We start from the raw sequence: 17,616 nt of genomic DNA on the forward strand, positions 1-17,616 counted from the left end.
ATTTCTCATAAATTGCAGCATAGCGTGCATAATTTAGGTCGGACTAATTTATTAAATTCCTAATTATTTGAGGTTGAGCGAATGGCAATCACATATCATAAAAATAATGGGAATGAGAATTCCCTCGCTAAAGTAGCACCAATAGAAAACACAAAAGATAATGTTAATTTAAACGATACTCCTCATCAAGAAACATCTGAGGCGATCGCACAGGAATTTAGAGCTTGGCGACAGCAGTTACAAGATATCATCACTCATATGCGTCAAGCATCTGATTTAGATATGGTCTTGAAGGTAACTGTCGCGAAAGTTAGAGAAAAAATTAGTTGCGATCGCGCCTTAATTTATCAATTTAACTCTGCTGATTCCGGCACAGTTTTAGCAGAATCTAGAAACTTGGGTTGGACTCCTGCTTTGGGTGAAATTATCCCCAGCATTATGTTTGGATTACATACAAATTATGACTATGTAGAACCCATCTCAATTGATGATGTTAACCAAATACAACTAACTCCCTATCAAAAACAGCTGCTAGATAAATTTCAAATTAAGGATAGTTTAAGTTTACCTATTATCTTGGCTGGTAAAGTTTGGGGACTGTTGGCTATTAATAGTTGTGCTGGTGCTAGACAATGGCAAGAAGTAGAAATTACCTTACTATCTCAAGTTACAACAGAATTAACTCATAGGTTACAGACATTTGAATTTCATCGAGAATTGCAACTACACACCCAGTCTAAACAATCATTAGGCAAGGTCATTGATAAGATTTTGAGGACATCAAACATTGATAAAATATTTCAAACCACCACTCAAGAAGTCCGCCAATTATTTAAATGCGATCGCGTAGGTCTTTATCGCTTCAATCCTGATTGGGGTGGGGAATTTGTGGCGGAATCTGTAGGTAATGGTTGGGTGAAACTAGTAGGGCCAGGACTCAAAACAACTTGGGAAGATAGTTACCTCCAAGACACCCAAGGGGGACGGTATCGCCATCAAGAAAACTTTATAGTTAACGATATCTATAAAACCAATCATTCTCCTTGTCACCTAGAGATTTTAGAACAATTTGAAGTCAAAGCTTATATTATCGTTCCCGTATTTACCGGGGAGAAATTATGGGGTTTATTGGCAGCATATCAAAACTCTGGCTCTCGTGAATGGCAATCATGGGAAGTTGACTTTTTGACTCAGATTGGCTTGCAATTTGGTGTTGCTATTGCTCATGCAGAATACCTAGAACAAATGCGGATGCAATCTGAACAACTGATTCAAATTGCGGAAAAAGAAAAAGCCTTCACCAAAATAGTTAACCGTATTCACCAAGCGCAAGATGTAGATAGTATATTTAGAGCCACCACCCAAGAAGTGCGCCAATCCCTAAAATGCGATCGCGTGGTTGTTTATCAGTTCACGCCAGACTGGGGTGGTGTGTTTGTGGCTGAGTCAGTTGGTCAAGGTTGGACAAAATTAGCAAGTCCCGATCTCAAAACTGTTTTAAACGATACCTACCTCCAAGATACGAAGGGGGGTAAGTATGTTAGAGGAGAAAATTGTGTCGTCAATGATATCTATACAATCGGTTTAACTGGTTGTCATATTGACATATTGGAAGCATTTGAAGCTAAAGCTTACATCATAGTTCCCATCTTTTTTGATGATAAATTATGGGGCTTACTAGCCGCTTATCAAAATTCTAGTTCTCGTGAATGGCAATCCTGGGAAGTTAACTTTTTAACCCAAATTGCCGCTCAATTTAGCCTGGCTAAATCACAACTAGATTATCTAGAAGAAGTGCGAATCAAAACTGAAAAGTTAACTCAAATAGCAGACCAAGAAAAAGCCTTTACCAAGATAGTTAACCGTATCCGCCAAGCTTTAGATTTAGAAGAAATCTTTAAAATTAGTACCCAAGAAGTACGGCAATTATTGAAATGCGATCGTGTTGCTATTTTTCGCTTCAACCCAAATTGGGGCGGGGTATTTGTGGCTGAGTCAGTCGGTCATAATTGGGTGAAATTAGTAGGTCCTAATCTTCAAACAGCTTGGGAAGATACTTATATCCAAGAAACGCAAGGGGGTCGATATGCCAAAGGTGAAAGCTATGTTGTTAATGATGTCTATCAAGCTGGTCATGCAGCCTGTCACCTAGAGATTTTAGAGCAGTTTGAAGTTAGAGGTTATATCATCGTTCCCATTTTCTTTGGAGAACAATTATGGGGACTATTAGCAGCCTATCAAAATTCCGGCCCTCGTGATTGGGAAGAGTCACAAGTCGCCTTGTTAGCCAGAATTGGCGACCAACTAGGACTCGCACTACAACAAACCGAATACTTGCAAAAACTCCAGACGCAATCAACCCAACTTGCAGAAGCAGCCGCACGGGATAAAGCAGCTAAGGAATTACTACAACAGCGTTCTATTCAACTACTGATGGCTGTCAGACCTGCTCTCAACGGTGATTTAACAGTACGTGCGCCGATTACAGAAGATGAATTAGGTACAATTGCGGATGCTTATAACAACACCCTGCAAGCACTGCGGCAAATTGTACTGCAAGTACAAACATCTGCTGGTAAAGTTGCCCAAACTTCCAGCACAAGTAATACTTCCCTCGCAGGGTTGAATAATTTAGCCCAACAACAGTCTGACGAAATTAATCTGGCTTTGGGTGAGATTCAACAGATGCTCAATGCGACCCAAGCCGTGGTAGCTAGTGCAGAGTTAGTACAAGTAGCCGTCAAACAAGCCAACCAAACCGTTGAGTCTGGTGATGCAGCTATGAACCAGACAGTGCAAGCCATCCAAGCGATTCGTGAAACTGTAGCCCAAACCAGCAAAAAGATTAAACGCCTGGGTGAGTCTTCACAGAAAATTTCCAAAGTAGTGAATTTGATTAGTAACTTTGCGACTCAGACAAACGTACTAGCTTTGAACGCCGCCATTGAAGCCACACGCGCCGGGGAATACGGTAAAGGCTTTGCAGTGGTCGCCGATGAAGTCCGTTCCTTGTCTCGCCAATCAGCCGCCGCCACCATTGAAATTGAAAAATTAGTCCAGGAGATTCAAGAGGAAACTGGAGAAGTGGCGGTAGCAATGGAAGCTGGGATTCAGCAGGTAGTAGAAGGTACAAACTTTGTTAGTCAAACTAGACAAAACTTAAATGCGATCGTTTCTGCAACTGCGGAAATTAGTCAATTAATTCACCAGATTACTGATGCGACACAAAAGCAAATGGGGCAATCAGTATCTGTCACTAATTCCATGAAAGATGTTGCAGAAATTGCTAACAAAACTTTTGGCGAATCCCAAGAAATTGCTGCTGTATTTCAGGACTTATCAAATATGGCACAAGATTTATTAACAACCGCTAGTAAGTTTAAAGTTAGTTAAATAATAGGGAGTGGGTTTCCTATTCCCTACTCCCCATTTCCTATTCCCCATTCCCCACTTCCTATTATTATGATTACCGACACAGAAATTCGTGAACAGGGCTATATTTATTTTCTAGCAGAAGCTCCTGACTTACTACAAACTATTGAACAAGAACTATTAAGTTTATCAGAAAGTCATAGCACAGCTAAGGTGCATAACTTAATGCGGGCAACTCATACAATTAAAGGGGGGGCTGCTACCGTTGGGCTAGAATTAATTAAGAAAATAGCGCACTCTTTAGAGGATATATTTAAATCTCTATATAGCCCAGAAATCTTAATAGATTTTGAATTGCATACACTCTTGTATCAAGCTTACGAATGCTTAAAGTTAGCACTAAATTCAGAGCTAACTGATAGTGTAATCAATGACAAAGAACTGTTGCAAAGGGCAAGTTTAATATTTATACAAATTCAAGAAAAGTTAGGTGATAATTTCGGAAAAGATACTTATGTACCTACTTCTCAAGAATTAGGGTTTGATATTGTCCAGTCTATTTTTGAATCTGGGGTAAAACAACGGTTAGAAAATATCCATGAAGCTATTAAAAGCCTAGTGGATAATATTGAATTTGTAGATTTTTTGACTTCTCAAGCTGAAGTATTTATTGGTTTGTCTGAATCTTTAAATCTACCTGGCTTTGAAGCAATTTCTCAAGCAATTTTAGCGGCATTAAAAAGTAATCCAACTCAAGTACGCCAGATTGCAGAAATTGCCCTAGTTGATTTACAGCAAGCCCAAACAGATGTATTAGCAGGCGATCGCACTCGTGGGGGTAGTCCTTCTACTGCTTTACTACAACTAGGAGTTACAACAATAGATCAGTTGTCTCCAGTCACAAAAACACTTATTGATCAATCATCATATACTGATTTTTCAGATAAACAAAATGAGTTTTACCAATTCTTAATAACATCAGAAAATAACACCCATCAGGGAGTTAAGCCAGAAACGGCTAAATTTTATCTAAAGGCAATTCATTACATATTTTGCTGGTTTAGTCATGAAAGTGAAATTCCAGTATCAGAAATGGATCTAGATATATTAATTTCTAATCACGAAGATGAAAACTATTTGAGTTATGTTGACAATTGGCTGAAGAAATTTTTAGAATTTATCCGCAATGACGGTGATAGCGAAAGTCTTTGTCTCTATCGCCAAGGAATGATTTTAATTATTCTCTTTGCAATTGCTAAATTTCAGTATGCCCGTAAAAAAAATGATAATCGAATTTCTTTTATTAAAGCATTACAAAATAAAATTAGCTTATTAGCGACAGAATATAAAAAACATCCTCCTGTGACTGCTCAAGAAAAAAATTGGTGTGACAGTCCCAAGTTACAGGAATTACTAGTTGTTCAACATATATCAAAAACAATTGATGCTGTAGATTCTCACCTTTTAGAATCAATTTGGGGAGAAGAAACAAGTCAGGATTTAGCAGATGAATTGGTAAATACTCAAATTCAACATAACAATGAACTTAATGATAATCCCAACTCTGAAAAATCTTTATCTGTCATTGACCAAGTAAGTACAGATATTACAGAAAGAGTAATTGACGTTGTTAATGACCAAATAGAAGAAAAATCTCAGACTTCTCTCAGTAAGAGAAATCAATCTAGTTCATTCATACGTGTAGATGTAGATAAACTCCAACGCATTAATTACTTAGCTGGTGAATTATTAGTTTACCAAAAAAGACGAGCGTTAAACGATGAACAAATTCAAGAGATACTTGAGAGATTATCTGAGCAACTAAGCAGACATCAAGAAACGTTAAATCAATTACGTGATTTGCCATTACAAATGCAGAGTGTCAAATCACATCAGACACAAAATTTTGCATCAGTGAAATTTGACTCATTGGAAATGGATGTTTATACAGAATTCCATTTGACATTACACGAATCTATAGAAGAGACACTGCAATTACAAGAAACTACCGAATCAATTGATTTACTCTTAAAACAAGCTAGCCAAATTAGTGATAAAAAACAAAATTTAGCTTTAAATCTGCTAGATAACTTAGTGGAAGCGAGAATGTTACCTTTCGGTAATATATTGAATCGCTTTCCCCAGATGGTTCAACAACTGGGTAATGTTTATCATAAACAGGTGGAATTGCGACTTACTGGTACAGGATTACTAATAGATAAAGCGATCGCCGAAAAACTCTACGATCCCCTACTACAATTAGTGCGTAATGCTTTTGACCACGGTATTGAATCGCCGCAAGTTCGCCGGGAACGAGGTAAACCAGAAACAGGTGTCATTGAAATTTGCGCCTACCATCAAGGTAGTCAAACAGTGATTGAAGTCCGAGATGATGGACAGGGATTGAGTTTAGATAAGATTCGCAAAAAAGCTGTTGAATTGAATTTGCACCCAGGAAATGCTCATTGGGATGAATCTGATTTGTTAGATGTGATGTTTGCACCTGGATTTTCTACTGTTGATCAGGTGAGTGAAATTTCTGGACGGGGAATGGGATTAGATATTGTGCGTTCTCAACTGCAAATACTTAACGCCTCGATTTTAGTGCAATCTCAGCCCAATCAAGGTACAACTTTTATATTTAAAATTCCTTTTTCTATGACTACCGACCAATTAATGTTAGTGCAATCTGGTGGTGTTGTTTATGCTTTATTATTGGATAGTATCGAAAAAATTGTTATTCCTACACCGCAACAAATTAAAGAAATTGACGGTAAAAAAGTTTTACATTGCCATATAGATAATGATGAAACTATGGTCAGCCTTTATCAACTTTCAGATTTGATGTCTTATAATGGTTCGTTAGCTCCCAATGTGATTAATAGCAATTTACTAGCTGAACATAACACAGAAGTCATGAATAATCCTGTGTTATTATTGAGGCACGATCACGGTGTATTTGCTTTGGAAGTTGACCAAATTATTGGTGAGCAAGAACTAGTAATTAGACCTTTAGGAACTGCGATCGCTCCACCAAAATATATTTATGGTTGTAGTAGTTTGGCTAATGGTACTCTCATCTTAGTCATTGATGGAGCTTTGTTTCTCCAGTCTGTTGAGATGCAAGCTACATTGGATGTAGGCGCATTACCAGAAGCTAATTCTGCTAATAATAAATCCTTGCCAGTCTCAGATTCTACCCTGGAATCAATACCATTATTGGCTGCTTCCAAACCTACAAATTCTATAGAAGAATCACACCGCAAATCTCCAGGAGTAGTTTTAGTTGTAGATGATGCGATCAGTCTGCGGCAAACTGTCTCTCTAACATTGCAAAAATCTGGTTATCAAGTAATACAAGCGCAACATGGCATAGAAGCTTTAGAACAGTTACAAAGGTATCCTCAAATTCAGGCTGTCATTTCGGATTTAGAAATGCCCCGCATGAATGGCTTTGAATTATTAAGTCACATCCGAAATAACCCAACTTTGGCGAAATTACCTGTAGTCATTCTGACTTCCCGTAGTGCCGAAAAACATCGTCAACTTGCCCAAGAATTAGGCGCACAAGGTTACTTAACTAAGCCTTATTTAGAGCATGATTTGCTAGCCACAGTTGAGCGATTAATCAATACAGAAAAGGAGAATTTAAACCCAGGGCTATTTCATTCTAAAAAGTTGTTTAACTGTGTCTAAAACAAAAGAGCATATTTTTTGGGCTTGTGCGATGTTTTTAAACATATTGTTCTATAATATTAATGTTTGAGGACTTTGCCATCTAACCCAATAGTTTCGCCAGTATTTGTTTGTACATTAAAAAATTTGCTCAGACACACGGAATAATCTTCGTAGTCTACGTTTAATAAGGCACGATGCACAGTGCTATAAGAAGGTAGTCTATGTTTTTGGTGTTGAAAAAGGTCAATCAACGCTGAGATTAAGAGAAAGATATACAACCAAAGTTTTGCATATGATTTCCAGGTGTCTTTTACCGTTTTTGATGATAGCGATCGCAGCAAGCATCAGTAGCTGTGCTTCCAACCTACCAGAAACTAGCACAACACCAACCCCAACCCAGAGTATGGCTCAACTCAGAGTCAAACACAACAATATCAAGTCCCCCTCTGATACCTCTAAAGCTGCTTCTGGTAAGATGGTAAACGTTACTTTATATATAAGCGATATTCAGTGCCAGGAATTTGTTCCGCAAAAAGTAACCGTACCAGCAGTAGAGTCTTTAACTAATACAGTTGGCAAAATCATACAAGAACAAGACACAGCCGACTTTAGTTTGTCTGGTTATCGTGTCACAGTCAATAATGGCGTTGCAACAGTTGACTTGCGACTCTCACCCCAATCAAAACGTAACTTCATTTCTCTTTCTAACTGTGAACAGTTTGCTTTATTTGGCAGTGTCCGCAAAACCCTTACCAATAATTCCCAGTGGAAAATTAAAGAAGTACGCTTCACTGAAAAAGGCGAACCAATTGTGATGTAGTCAATATTCACGCGTATCAGGTTATCTAAATGTATATCCACGCCTACGCGATCGCAAATTCAGACCAACGCCCCATTCCCAAAAATGCTTTGTAAAGGCGTATTACGTTAATAGACAGGTGATCTGAAAAGTTTTACAATCAGACTGAAGGTAGTAAATTTACTTATTGCTCAATCAAACCAAGCATAGTAAAGATTTTCTAGCGATTCAGCTAGATTATTAAATCGCACTATTAATATAAGAAAGTCTTGATGAAAGGGTAATAAACCAATGGATGTAAAGCTGATTATCGTTGGGTTAACTGTTATATTTACCATTTCGTGCCTATTTTTTGGGACGAAAAATGGATTTTATGATTCAGATAACTATCACGGCAATGGCTCTGCCCATTGATAGATTAAAGCAAAAGACAAGTTCCCTGAGCTTCCAGCTTGAGGGCTTCTCGTTATCAGCTTTTCCCAAACACTGAGGGTTTGCAAGAGGTGTCCTCCCCCATCAAAAATCCATATTCTTAGGGATGAGAGGCACATTGTCAAACTTACCCCTAGTTTACAAAACCAAAATCCTTAGAAAAGTGGGCTTTTGGGATATGTCAAAGATTATGAGATGGGAGGGGAGGAAAGCATGAGGGATAATGTGCCAGCATACTCCCGCGTTGACACAGAGGAAACAGCAACAGAATTAGAATGCTTTCCTTATAGTGTTCAGCATCATGACGAGGGTGTATGTTTGTTGGTGCGGATGGGGCCACACCGCATCCTGCTAGACTGTGGTTTGGCAGACATTTCATCCTTACAAAAAAGTGTCACTAAATCGTCAAAGTTACCAGTAGATTTAGTGTTAGTCACTCATGCTCACCCAGACCACGCTAGAGGGTTATTATCGCTGCATCAAGCTTTCCCGCATTTACCCATCTACGCCAGTGAAGTAACTAGCAAATTACTGCCACTGAGTTGGCCAGAGGCAGAAAACGTCCCACAGTTTTGTCACGCCTTGCCATTGCGATCGCCTATTGAGTTACAAAAAGGACTAGTTGCAGAAATCTTTCCCGCCGGACACTTGCCAGGCGCAGTAGCAATTCTCCTCACATACACCACAGCCCAACGCGCTTACAAGCTCCTCTATACAGGGGATTTTTTCTTATCTAACTCTCGATTAGTAGAAGGGTTGCGGTTAGAAGAGTTGCGGGGTTCAGATGTGAACGTGCTGATCATTGAAGGTACTTACGGCACATCACGTCACCCCCACCGCCGCAACCAAGAAAACCAACTAGCCGAACGCATCAACCACGCGATCGCTGAAGGTCGTTCTGTGCTACTACCCACACCCGCATTAGGTCTGGGACAAGAACTGTTAATGCTGTTGCGCTCTCACCACCACTTCACCGGGAGGGATTTAGATATTTGGGTTGATGGTGCTGTGGCTAAAGGGTGCGACGCTTACTTAGAACTATTACCCCATCTACCGCCATCAGTACAAAACTTTGCCCGCCATCAACCCTTATTTTGGGATGAACGAATACGTCCCCGCGTGCGGCGGTTGCAGTCAGAACATCGTCATCTGGTGGGCAAATCTCCTTGTATTGTGCTTACAGATGTCACAGCAGATTTCAGCCAATACTGCCAACCCAACACCGGGTCTTGGCTCGTCTTACTACCAGAAAAAATTGATGTCAAAATTAAACAGCAATATCCCACACCCACAACCATTGACACCTATCTACTAGCACAGCATAGCGATGGCCCTGGAACTACTCAGTTAATTCATAATTTGCGCCCCCAACACGTTGTCTTCGTGCATGGTTCTGCGGCTTATTTAGCCGACCTAACCAGTTTAGAAGAACTACAAAACCGCTATCACATCCATTCTCCCTTGGCTGGTACACGGGTAGAACTGCCTATTGGCGATACATTTTTACAACCCGCCCCCCCAGAGACTAATTATCAAGGGGAAGTAACAGAATTAGACACAATCATCACCATTACCCTACCCGATGCCATTACAGGCGATCCTCGTTGGCGACAATTTGCAGATACAGGTTTAATTGAAGCCCGTTGGCAGGGAGAAGAATTAGTATTTAGGGGCTTAACCCAACGAGAACTACTGAATCAAAATAGCGATCGCTTTATGATGTCGGATGTCGATTGCTGCGGTACTTGCCGACACCAAAGAGGACAACGCTGTTGGAATCCAGCTTCTCCTTTATATAACTTTAGAGTCACCCTAGAAGGTTACTGTCCCGCTTTCGAGAGTTATGAGTCATGAGTCATGAAATGATTAATCCTGAGTACGAGAGTTTACTCAGGATTAGGGTGTACTTAGAACTAAGTAAGTAGTCAGGGACAGATAAACAGAAGTTTTTGCAGAAAAATGAAGCTATTAAAACTATCTTTCCTTCTGCCTCCTGCCTCGTGCCTCCTGCCTCGTCTATTCAGGATTAGACTCAGGATAATGGTTGCGGATACGCTCGGCTTCTGGACAATCTTCAGTCATGAGTGGTTCTACATTACCGCGTGGGACTGAAGCTAACTTTTGAGTTACAGCACCGATGCTTTCAAGGCGAACCATTTCTTCCCAAGAACAAACTTCGTCTTCTTCTTCTGTTTCATAGCGCAGGGTCACTAAATCGCCTTCTATGTCGAGGATGCGGGCGCGTTCTATCCAGCGTTGCTGGTCCCGCAAGAAAACACATACCTCCCGCCCATCGCAACACAGTTGATAAATCTTGCGGTGTAGCATGTAATGCTTCTGCCTTTTTAAACAACGTAGTTAAACCTTTCAAAATCTGGGTTTTACCCCAAGCAAATGAAACCCTTAAGAGGTGAGTTTCACGGTTAAGAATCAGTGTGTCAGTTAAACCCACCCAAGGGATTGCTATTAGTTGTGAGCATTTAGGGAAATGTTGGGTCATAAACTGGTAGTGACTGCACCAAGATTCTATCTCTTTCAGGGTCATTTAGCGAATGTCTACTTCTTCATGAAAGTAAGAAAATTCGGTACTTGTCCTCACCTGCTGAATATTGGCTGGTAAGTCCTTCCTACCATTATGTAATAAGAAATACTCCAAAACAAGCGATGATTGCGGTTGTTCAATTTGCCTACTTGTAATCATTGGCATTGCTGAGAAGCCTGGGGCTTCGGCTTGACTTTTACCCCTACGTATTTGATCTTAACTCATTCTTTTGCTAACCTTCACGGTTTTCAACAACAAAAGTTCACTAGTTTTGAGTTTAATAATTTTTCCGTGGCACAGATTGGGGATTGGGGACTGGGGATTGGGGATTGGGGACTGGGTAGACATTTTTCTACTCACTACTTCCTACTCACTACTTCCTACTCACCACTCCTTACTCACTACTCCTTACTCACTACTCAGCACTCAGCACTCCTTACTCACCACTATTCGCAAGACTTGTATTGGGTGATAGACTCTATCAGCAGTTGAGAAGATCCTTCTCGTTTAATTTTTCCTGTATGCACTGCATCACATAAATCTGCCAGAACTGCCAAATCTTCTGGCGGATAGCATTTAGTCGCCAGTACCTGATGCAGTAAGCCCTCAGATTCAACGCTCAGATATCCAGTTTGAAAAGCAGATTCAACAAGTGCGCGAATCATCGTGTTTTGGTAGAGTACGCAATTTATCACCTTTAGTTTGGACTACTTTACGTTATTGATCATTGATATAGAACAGCACACCGTTGTGATTCTAATTACAAAAAAGTGTGATCCGTATCACAATGAGTAATACAAAAATTAATGTTAGTTAATGGGGCATTGGATTTTACCCTTGCCCCTGCTTTCTAGTTAAGCTTGAAAAAACTGGCGGAAATCCTCATCCTTGGTACTTAGTTGCACCCAGTCGAGATTTAAGGACTGAAATTTTTGCGCCAAGCGATCGCAGGCGGGGCGTTCGGTGGCATAATGTCCGGCATCGATCAAAATGAGATGGAGATCGCGGCTTTCTTGAAATTGGTGAAATTTACAGTCAGATGTCAGATAAGCTTGTGCGCCTGTTTTCACCACCGCCGAAATATAACTAGCCCCTGAACCACCCAACACCGCCACCCTAGAAATTACTTGCTGTAAATCAGCATTGGGGGAAAATATTAAATCTGGAGGAGTCAGGCTATTTTGAATAACTGTGAGTAATTCCTGTAACGTCAAAAATGGTTCTAATAATCCCACCCGCCCATAACCTAACCCTGCTTGGGTAGGTACAATCGGGGAGACATCTTTTAATTTTAAAATTTGCGCCAAAACGTCAGCCGTACCATCGGCGACGTGATCAAAATTGGTGTGGGCGGTGTAGATACCGATATTGTGGGTGAAGGCTAACCGCGCCATCTCCGCAATTGGTTCACCAGTGCGGAAAGATTTAGGGGGACTGAAAATTAAAGGATGATGGGCAAAGATGAGATTAGCATTTAAGGCGATCGCTTCTTCCATTACCGCCAAAGTTGGTGTTAAACATACCAAAACCCTAGCCGACTCTTGTAATACACCCGGCTCAATCTGCCAGCCACAATTATCCCAGCTTTCGCACCAACTAGGATTAGCCCATGCTTCAAACCAAGTAATTAAATCAGCAATTTTCATCAATGTTTTTGGGGTTGAATATTCAACTCTAATGCTAATTCTTCACGTCTTTCCTGAAAAGGTTGATTCCAAATAGGGGAAGCATTCCAATCCCAAGCAGCCACAGGGATAAGTTCGGCTTTAGCTAGATGAGTTAACAACCGATATTCATCTTCTGGTTCACGGGAGAATGTGAAAGGATTCCGAAAACCGTTATCACACAATTTATAAGATTGAGACTTACCACGATGAATGCGTTGTATAATTTCATTAGCTTTTGTTAACAAATAATCTAGAAATATTAAACTAAAAGGCTCTATGAAAGTGCGTTGTTGTGGATCTTTTTGTACCCACTTTGCCCAATCAAAACCATAGATAAAATCATGAACATAGCGGAAACGGATTTCATTATTAATTCCGAATAACTCTGTTAACAAGACCATCTTGTTAGTAAAAGTTTCTAGAAAATTAGCCGCATCTTCTTCTGTATTTAACGCTTGATATAACATACTACTAACCATAAAATCAAAATCCCAGAAGATATTTTCTGGGAAATTTTGTAATTGGGATTGAACTATCCGTTCTAAAGTATTTTGCAGAGTGTTAATTAATTGATTGTCTATAATATTTTCTCTAATTAATGCTTCTATTTCTACAAAGCTAGTGATTATCTTTTTATGGGGATTAAGACTCAATAGCTTAACATTATGTTGACTCAGGATTTCATCAATAAATTGGAAACTATTGTTTGGTGCAATGTGTTGCGGCATCTTTATTGAGATAGGCTAAAGGCTGCAAATAGTTATTATATATTGTTACAACAGATAAATATATTTAACATAAATAAACTTAACCATCAATCAAGATATCTTCTGGTAAAGGGTTATTGAAATATCGTGATATCAACACTTTACCCGGATTTTTCACCAATTCTTGCAACCTCAGTCCAGAGTCCGTAGGAGCGGGTTAAGCGAAATATCCGTGAATAATTCAAGTATATCTGTGAACCCGCCCCTACTGTTTGTAAGAAATGCGGATTTACCTTTATCTAAGTCGGGAATGAGAGGATAACTATTATTGCTAAGGGTGACTAGACGAGCAACCGGAATACCTTGTTCAGCAATCAAGACTTCTTCACAGAGCAATACTTGATTCAGCAATTCAGTAAATTTGGGATTCGCTTCAGCAACGTTGACAGTGATAGTCATTTGCTTCAATATTGATTAATTCCAAATATTTCTTACAATAACACTGGATGGATAGGCAAAGGGGATCATCCCACTTTTGCCTTTCCTTGCTTTAGCCTAAACCTACATCTGAATGTAATAGAAGAAAAATGAACATCGCCAAACTCAGCACTGATGGCACTCACCAATTTGTGATTTTGCCGGAAGATTTTCAACTCACTGGCACAGAAGTTTATATTAAAAAAATTGGTAATGCAATTGTTCTCATTGCCAAAGATAATCCTTGGGAATCACTCATCGAGAGTTTAGACAATTTCTCCGATGATTTCATGACTACTAGAGATCAGCCACCAATCGATACCAGAGAGAGTTTGTAAATGCGATATCTGCTTGATACCAATATCTGTATTTACCTCATCAAGCATAAACCTCAAAAAGTGTTAGATAAATTCCAAACCTTAAGCCTTTCTGATGTGGGTATTTCTTCCATTACTGTTGCTGAACTCGAATATGGAGTTGCCAAAAGTCAACAACAAAATAAAAATCGCACCGCCTTGCTACAATTTTTGCTACCTCTAGAAATTGTTGAATTCAATCAAGCATCTGCGACGATTTACGGCAGCATTAGAAGTGATCTCGAAAGTAGAGGACTTATCATTGGTGCAATGGATCTACTCATCGCTGCTCATACTCTCAGTTTAGGAGTTACTCTCGTCACCAATAATACGCGAGAATTTGCTCGCATTCCCACACTGTTATTAGAGAATTGGGTTGAGTAGCTTTAAGTAAGCTGATAGGAATAAAACTAACTACATTAGCAGGACTTACGCAAGAGTCACAATTGGTGGTTGGTGCGTGACGCTATAAGTCTCATGACTACGTTCAAATATTCTCGCTGCGTCACGCACCCTACAGAAAAAATATGCCAGTTGCGTAAGTCCTAATTAGGTCATGTAAAGTTATTGTGTTTGAGTTCGTAATAAGGACTAAAGTCCTTACTACAAACCGTCACTATTGGGAAATATGGATAACTAATTCTCTGGTATGACTGCGTTGGCGATGTTCCCAAATATAGATTCCTTGCCAAGTTCCTAAAACTAAATGACCGCGATTAATGGGGATATGTTCAGAAGTGTGAGTCAAGGCTGTGCGGATATGTGCCGGCATATCATCAGCACCTTCAGCATTATGAATATACTGTCCTGATTCTGGTACAAGTTTCGCCATGAAGTTGGCTAAATCAACTAATACATCTGGGTCGGCGTTTTCTTGAATAACTAAACTGGCGGAAGTGTGGCGTAAAAATAATGTACAAAGTCCAGTTTCTACCCCTGATTCGGCAACTGTTGTCTCGATTTTTGAGGTGATGTTCAGGAAGGATTTGCCGTTAGTAGTAATCCTGAGAAGTTTTTGGTAGTGAGTCATAGTTGATGTTTAAAACGCAAAGGTACTCAAAGGTAAGCGCGGAGCTACGCGGAGTTTTTACATTTTTATCGACTGTAAATAATTAATAATAGCTTGTGCGATCGCCTGATTTCCATCTTTAGCTAGTGGCTGTGATTGCTTTGGTGCTTGCAGTGGTTGATTGAGGAAGTCCCAGTCACCTTGAAAAAAGTCCTCTGGTGTGACAATTTGATGCAAGTTGTAATTTACCAGTTCTTCTAAAAGAAAAGCCGCTTCCGCAAAATTATCACGGGGAATGGTGACAATAGGGACATCGAATAGGGTAGCCTCAGAAAATGTACCGTAGCCAGGCTTAGAAACAACCCGTCCGCAAAGGGGCATAAAATCGACGGGACGGAATTTTCGGTCATTAATTTTGATTAAATTGGGTAAATCTGGCGCAGACTGATCAAAGACAATAAATTGCCAGTCGGGGAAATGACGGAGGTTGTCGTAGGGAATTTCTTGTAAACCCAAACCACCGAAAGTTAACAAGATAGTTTTGTCTTGAGGTGCGGTGATACCCCAAATAGAACGTATTTTCTCAGCCGAGTAACGGGGAGTACCACCAGTTAAGCCGACATCGGTAATATTAGGGAAAGCTGGTAAAGGTTCATGAAAGGGTAAACGAAACAAGCGATCGCACTCTCGATAACACTCACTAATCCAATCAGCTATAGCCAAAAATTCCCCACCCCAGTCACGGTAGATGAAATCCCAGCCGAAATTACTCATCATCCAACAAGGTATACCTGCTTTTTGAGCAAATAAAGGCGCGAGGAAAGGAATATCCGCCAATATCAACTGCACACGATTTTGGCGAATGAAATTTACTTCGGAAGCAATTAACGAATTTTGCTGCTTTTTAATCTCCAGTAACTTCGCCAAAGTTGCGTCTTTATCCATATTTAAGCTATCCGCTTGCACCACCCCCAAATCAAAAGCGCGGGGACGATGGATAAAATCACCTTCTATGTAACATTCTAGCAACCACCTAGGCGCAGTAGTCACCATAATTAACAAGACTTCTGGACATAACTTTTGAATTGTCGCAGCTACAGATGCGGTACGGGTAGCATGACCAAAGCCGTGGTTTGTGATAGCTACATATAAAATTGGGCGTTTCATGTTGGGGTGTGAGGAGTCTGTACGGAACTTCAGCTAAAGAGAACTAGTACCGCAAAGCGGAAGTCAAAAGTCAAAAGTCAAAAATCAAAATGAAGGCAGCGTAAGGGTTTTGTTGATTTGGAATGGGTGGTTTATTTACGCCGTACTGTACTAGTGGTAATGACTGGAATCTTGGAGACTGCCGCAATGTTTACAGTGTGGTAAATGTTTGTAAGTCAGATTATGGCAGTTTTGACATTCAACATATTGATAATAACCACAGTGGGGACAATAGGCATCATTCTGTTGAATTTTTTTCGCACATTTGACGCAGCGTGATTTTTGAACTCTGCTAACAGCCTGAAGTTTAGGGTTAAGGATAATTTTTTGAAAAAACTTGATGATGCCAAAACCAATTAAGGGAATTAGCAAGATATAAACATAGCTGATGAGGAAAAGTAATCTACCCAGAATGGTACTAATAAAATCAAATATAACTTGAGAGATTACGCCAAATTGCAGAAATTCAAAGGTTTTGAGGATTAATGGAATAAAAAATATTACCAACAAATGCCAGCTAATCAGGGAAATGAGTCCGTATCTTCTACGCTGGGAAAATTGATGCACTAATAAGGCGACGAAAATCAGTGGTAATAGAAACAAAGACTGAAAAGCCAATTGGATACTTGGATACCAAAACGATGCTTGCTTATAGCCTTGTTCAATTTTTGTAAATTCATTCTCTTTCTGAAGAAAGCCTAAAAAACTAACACTTTCTGGTTGATTGAGTAGTTCATTCTTTAGCAGGGAAATTTCTTGTTTTCGTTGGGAAATCTTGAGATTATTTTGATCTAATTCTTGTTTAGCTTTTTCGGCACTGACTTGATTAATTGATTGTCCACGAGGTTGTCCGGCAATCTTTTCTAAGAGTGTAGAGTCATACTGAGCGCGAATCTGATTATTAGATTGTTGAAAATTACTGATTTGTACTTGTTTCTGGTCAATGGTTTTGATGGTTTGCTGATTTTTGGAGTTATTAATCTTATCTTGGTACTCTGCATACTGTAAACAAGTGGGCGAAACTTTTCCTAGATGACCTGCTTCAGCTTGTTGATATATTTCTGAGCGGCTAGGTGTATTATTACTAGCAAATTGCAATGATAGCCTGACAATTTCATAGTTTTTATCTTTAGTAGTTTGTTTGCTGTAACTTTGCCATTCGGAATAACAAGGGTAAGCTTGTGTGGGACTGAGATGCCATCTACTAATATCATCTAGTCCTGTAAAAACGTTGATTAATATAAAAATATCAATCAAGATAATCACAATCAAACTTACTCTATTTAGAGGTTCATTGTTGATGTTTTTTGATTTATTAAAGAATTGCTTTAATATCCGACGAATTTTGGTAAACATATTTTTTCAACTGAT

15 protein-coding genes are annotated in these 17,616 nt (G+C 39.6%); 6 read left to right on the top strand and 9 right to left on the bottom strand.

The window, feature by feature from the left end; translation table 11 throughout:
* Positions 1 to 81 precede the first annotated feature (81 nt).
* The 4 genes from L6494_RS09020 to L6494_RS09035 all read left to right on the top strand — a co-directional run bounded on the left by L6494_RS09020 (position 82) and on the right by L6494_RS09035 (position 10,135).
* Positions 82 to 3,393: a GAF domain-containing protein gene (locus L6494_RS09020; RefSeq protein ID WP_237993963.1), complete on the top strand. Its 3,312-nt coding sequence runs from the start codon at positions 82 to 84 to the stop codon at positions 3,391 to 3,393.
* Positions 3,394 to 3,462: 69 nt separating this feature from the next.
* Positions 3,463 to 7,068: a hybrid sensor histidine kinase/response regulator gene (locus L6494_RS09025; RefSeq protein ID WP_237993966.1), complete on the top strand. Its 3,606-nt coding sequence runs from the start codon at positions 3,463 to 3,465 to the stop codon at positions 7,066 to 7,068.
* 274 nt (positions 7,069 to 7,342) lie between these two features.
* The gene (locus tag L6494_RS09030) at positions 7,343 to 7,870 is read left to right on the top strand and encodes a GerMN domain-containing protein (protein ID WP_237993968.1); all 528 of its coding nucleotides are present in this window, start codon (positions 7,343 to 7,345) and stop codon (positions 7,868 to 7,870) included.
* Between the two features lie 624 nt (positions 7,871 to 8,494).
* The gene (locus L6494_RS09035) at positions 8,495 to 10,135 is read left to right on the top strand and encodes an MBL fold metallo-hydrolase (protein ID WP_237993970.1); all 1,641 of its coding nucleotides are present in this window, start codon (positions 8,495 to 8,497) and stop codon (positions 10,133 to 10,135) included.
* Between the two features lie 162 nt (positions 10,136 to 10,297).
* Here the strand turns inward: L6494_RS09035 and L6494_RS09040 are convergent, their stop codons facing one another.
* The 6 genes from L6494_RS09040 to L6494_RS09065 all read right to left on the bottom strand — a co-directional run bounded on the left by L6494_RS09040 (position 10,298) and on the right by L6494_RS09065 (position 13,656).
* Complete coding sequence (locus L6494_RS09040; protein WP_190699577.1) at positions 10,298 to 10,609, bottom strand: DUF6679 family protein; 312 nt, start codon at positions 10,607 to 10,609, stop codon at positions 10,298 to 10,300.
* A gap of 217 nt (positions 10,610 to 10,826) precedes the next feature.
* On the bottom strand, positions 10,827 to 10,982 hold the full coding sequence (locus L6494_RS09045) for a hypothetical protein (RefSeq protein WP_237996324.1): 156 nt from the start codon (positions 10,980 to 10,982) through the stop codon (positions 10,827 to 10,829).
* Between the two features lie 287 nt (positions 10,983 to 11,269).
* Positions 11,270 to 11,488, bottom strand: coding sequence for a hypothetical protein (locus tag L6494_RS09050; RefSeq protein WP_237993972.1), 219 nt, complete (start codon positions 11,486 to 11,488; stop codon positions 11,270 to 11,272).
* Positions 11,489 to 11,677: 189 nt separating this feature from the next.
* On the bottom strand, positions 11,678 to 12,469 hold the full coding sequence (locus tag L6494_RS09055) for a Nif3-like dinuclear metal center hexameric protein (protein WP_237993980.1): 792 nt from the start codon (positions 12,467 to 12,469) through the stop codon (positions 11,678 to 11,680).
* Entirely contained in the window at positions 12,469 to 13,218 is a 750-nt protein-coding gene (locus tag L6494_RS09060) for a hypothetical protein (RefSeq protein ID WP_237993983.1), read from the bottom strand. The genes L6494_RS09055 and L6494_RS09060 overlap by 1 nt, the downstream gene beginning before the upstream one ends.
* Before the next feature lie 171 nt (positions 13,219 to 13,389).
* Positions 13,390 to 13,656: a type II toxin-antitoxin system Phd/YefM family antitoxin gene (locus L6494_RS09065; protein WP_237993985.1), complete on the bottom strand. Its 267-nt coding sequence runs from the start codon at positions 13,654 to 13,656 to the stop codon at positions 13,390 to 13,392.
* Positions 13,657 to 13,784: 128 nt separating this feature from the next.
* On the opposite strand from L6494_RS09065, the gene L6494_RS09070 reads away from it, so the two are divergent.
* Both L6494_RS09070 and vapC read left to right on the top strand, forming a co-directional pair.
* Complete coding sequence (locus L6494_RS09070) at positions 13,785 to 14,012, top strand: antitoxin (protein ID WP_237993987.1); 228 nt, start codon at positions 13,785 to 13,787, stop codon at positions 14,010 to 14,012.
* On the top strand, positions 14,013 to 14,414 hold the full coding sequence (vapC, locus tag L6494_RS09075) for a type II toxin-antitoxin system tRNA(fMet)-specific endonuclease VapC (RefSeq protein ID WP_237993989.1): 402 nt from the start codon (positions 14,013 to 14,015) through the stop codon (positions 14,412 to 14,414). It abuts the gene before it with no gap.
* Positions 14,415 to 14,646: 232 nt separating this feature from the next.
* Here vapC and L6494_RS09080 read toward each other — a convergent pair whose 3' ends face one another.
* The 3 genes from L6494_RS09080 to L6494_RS09090 form a co-directional block, all read right to left on the bottom strand.
* Complete coding sequence (locus L6494_RS09080) at positions 14,647 to 15,060, bottom strand: secondary thiamine-phosphate synthase enzyme YjbQ (RefSeq protein ID WP_237993992.1); 414 nt, start codon at positions 15,058 to 15,060, stop codon at positions 14,647 to 14,649.
* Between the two features lie 57 nt (positions 15,061 to 15,117).
* The gene (locus tag L6494_RS09085) at positions 15,118 to 16,206 is read right to left on the bottom strand and encodes a glycosyl transferase (RefSeq protein ID WP_237993994.1); all 1,089 of its coding nucleotides are present in this window, start codon (positions 16,204 to 16,206) and stop codon (positions 15,118 to 15,120) included.
* Positions 16,207 to 16,356: 150 nt separating this feature from the next.
* Positions 16,357 to 17,601, bottom strand: coding sequence for a hypothetical protein (locus L6494_RS09090; protein WP_237993996.1), 1,245 nt, complete (start codon positions 17,599 to 17,601; stop codon positions 16,357 to 16,359).
* Between the last annotated feature and the right edge of the window lie 15 nt (positions 17,602 to 17,616).

Origin of the sequence: Nostoc sp. UHCC 0870 (assembly GCF_022063185.1) — a bacterium.
GTDB lineage: Bacteria > Cyanobacteriota > Cyanobacteriia > Cyanobacteriales > Nostocaceae > Trichormus.